3 protein-coding genes and 1 pseudogene are annotated in these 2,998 nt (G+C 41.2%); all 4 read left to right on the forward strand.

What is annotated here, in order from left to right; genetic code table 11:
- The first annotated feature begins 205 nt into the window (after window positions 1–205).
- Complete coding sequence (locus ACESM0_RS12845; protein ID WP_372906603.1) at window positions 206–415, forward strand: addiction module protein; 210 nt, start codon at window positions 206–208, stop codon at window positions 413–415.
- 9 nt (window positions 416–424) lie between these two features.
- A complete protein-coding gene (locus tag ACESM0_RS12850) occupies window positions 425–724 on the forward strand; it encodes a type II toxin-antitoxin system RelE/ParE family toxin (RefSeq protein ID WP_372906604.1) in 300 nt (99 codons plus the stop codon).
- 735 nt (window positions 725–1,459) lie between these two features.
- Window positions 1,460–2,320, forward strand: a complete 861-nt coding sequence (locus tag ACESM0_RS12855) for a fructosamine kinase family protein (RefSeq protein ID WP_372906605.1) — start codon at window positions 1,460–1,462, stop codon at window positions 2,318–2,320.
- Window positions 2,321–2,758: 438 nt separating this feature from the next.
- Window positions 2,759–2,998, forward strand: a pseudogene (locus tag ACESM0_RS12860) (hypothetical protein); the annotation flags it as partial.

Consider the following 2,998-nt stretch of genomic DNA (forward strand, 5'->3'; position numbering starts at 1 on the left):
TAGCCTCCCGATCAAAAACATCGGGACAGGCAGGGGTTTCAACCCAGGGTATTAAAGGCTAGTATATATTCCGCCGAACAGAGAGAGTTGCTCGAAGCTATTAACCAATTTGAGGCGGTCATGTTAAAGAAAGGAAAGAAAGCCAATTCTAAAACGTTCTATTTAACATATTTGAATCCCACCTTCACCAAAACTATATTTCTGTATGATTAAAAAGGCAGACATAGAACAGTTGAGTATTTCCGAACAACTGGAAACCATGGAGATGCTTTGGGAATCCCTCTCTTCCAAACCCGATAAAGTCTCCTCACCGGATTGGCATGCAGAAGTTTTAAAAGCTCGCGAGGCTAAAATCAACTCCGGAAAAGAGGAGTATTTAACGATAGATGAGTTGAAAGAAAAACTCAGCCAATAGAATGAACTGATGAAAAAGGTTCTTGTCTTAAATGATGCAGCCACAGACATTGAAAAAGGACGAGATTTCTACAACAGCATTGACCCGGGTGCAGGTGATTACTTTGCCAGATCTATCCTCTCAGATTTAGATAAACTATCTGAAATCTACGGTGTTCATCCGATTGTTTTCGGTCATCACAGAATGCTTGCTTCAAGATTTCCTTTCGCAATTTATTATCGCACAAACAACAACCAAATTGAAATAGTAGCCGTTTTGGACCTAAGGCGAAATCCGATCGTCAATTATACTGGTCTGAGAGAAAGGTGATATTTCAACAGATCAGTTGACTCAAGGATTTAGATAATACCTTGAATTCTTTTCTGTTCTTTTAAATTGTTTGTATCTGATTTTTATGTTTCGCCCTTTCAAGGCTTTCTTTTATTTAATCTCTAAAATACTTTACAAGGAGCACTATTCAGGTTTTTAGCACACTATTGCGTAAAGATAGCTCCTCTCCTTGCGGCGTTGCCCGATGCTTCGGGCCGCCGGAGGACGACACAGATGGGTCGCCCTTACAGGGCTTTCCGAACTTCTGTATTGATCTACTCCCACCATTGAAATGGTGGGCTATTGGTGCAATCATGGCTACGCCATTTTTAAACCTTTTGGACTTCACTCAATTTCACAATAATTAAATCAACTCGAAGAAAAACAAAACTTTGATTTGCGTTACAAATCAGCAGGCAATCCAACACCGTAGGTGTGAATAACACATAGCCTGGGGTTTTAACCCCGGGAAAGATAAGATCCTATCACATTACCGCCGAACAGAGGGCTTAGTTCAAAGGTATTAGCCGTTTTGAGGCGGTTCTGCACGGAGTTTAAAACATGGTATTTTTCTGAATTCTTATGGTTTTTTATTGTATCCCAATCTTGCTATGGTTAATAATTTTTGCATTTTCTGAGAACAAAATACCCTGCCTGTTTTGATTTATATTCAACGGGTGAGATGACCTGTTGTACAATTTCTGACATATCCCGCGAAATGAAAATCTTCTATCAATGATCCCAGCTGAACTTTCAACTCACCTTTCGGAAACCCTCAACCTGGATATCAAAAAATCACAATCAGTCTCCGGAGGAAGCATCAACCGGGCGGCGAAAATCTCTACTAACCGGGGTGATCTGTTTCTAAAATGGAATAGCAACGCTCCGGATGATTTTTTCGAAAAAGAAGCCGACGGCTTAAAACGTCTCGGTTCTGCAGGAACAGCACTGCGTATCCCGAATGTCATTTCATCAGGCAAACCCGGAAACGATAGGCCCGGCTATCTTCTGATGGAGTTTGTTGAAGAAGGACGAAGCGGTGACTCTTATGAATTTGGCCGAAACCTATCAAAAATGCACCAAACCAAGGCCAATCAGTTCGGGCTGGAAGTTGATAACTATATCGGGAGTCTTCCACAGAGTAACCGCCGGTATGATGACTGGATCGATTTTTTCACGGAAGAACGGATCAAACCGCAAATCAAAATGGCGGTGGATTCCGGTAAACTCAACAGCGGAATTTTTCAAAACTGGGAGCGATTGTCGGCTAAATTGAATGAGATCTTTCCTTCCGCAAAACCCTCTCTTCTTCACGGCGACCTTTGGGGCGGTAACTACCTTTTTAACTCTGATGGCAAAGCCGTCCTGATCGATCCGGCTGTCTACTATGGCCACCCGGAGATGGACCTCGCTTTCACAAAAATGTTTGGCGGATTTTCCGGGGATTTTTATGAGGGGTATGAATCGGAATCCCCACTCGCACCCGGGTTTTCTGAACGAGTGCCCATCTACAATCTCTATCCGCTGCTGGTGCATTTGAATCTTTTTGGAGGACACTATACCTCTCAGTTCAATTCCATCCTCAGGAAATTTTAGTCTTGGGATTATATTACCATCCCGCAGAGTGAAAACCGGATTGATTAACCACCGTTTGTAATAGTGACAGACAACGGGTATTGACCACCGTCGGGATCCGCTCTCACTTCGATTCCCGACCAAACTTCTTATTAACGAAATCAATATAGACTCAAAAATTAAAGTCTTTAGGTAAATTAATTCTATTGATTAATTATTTTAGATAAATATCACCTCACACCCCTTTCGCTCTCAAAATCCGGGAGTTTTCACGGAAAAAAATTTCCCGCACCTCACTATTTCCATCGGATTTTTGAAATATGCTCAAAGTAAAAGCGCTTTTCCATTTTGTATAAATAATTAAGGTTTTGATTAATTAATTATTAAATAAATAATTGACAAATGCATTTTGTACGCTGAATTTAAGTCAACCCTATAATTAAACCTACGCAACACCTTATGAACAGGCTTACAAAACTAACACTTTTCTCATGCGCTCTTCTTTTAATGGCCGGCTATTCCGGGATAGTTGATCCCACTCTCGCGAGCCCACTTACAGAAGTAAGTGACTCTATTATTGCGGTTGAAACTGTTGAAGTTGCACAGGATGGGTCATACTCCACCTTAGCGGAATTCCAGGAATCACCGCAATACATAAAATTTATTATTGATAACCTCTGGATTCTGATTGCCGCATTT

The sequence above is a fragment of the Rhodohalobacter sp. genome, assembly GCF_041686455.1.
Lineage (GTDB): Bacteria > Bacteroidota > Rhodothermia > Balneolales > Balneolaceae > Rhodohalobacter.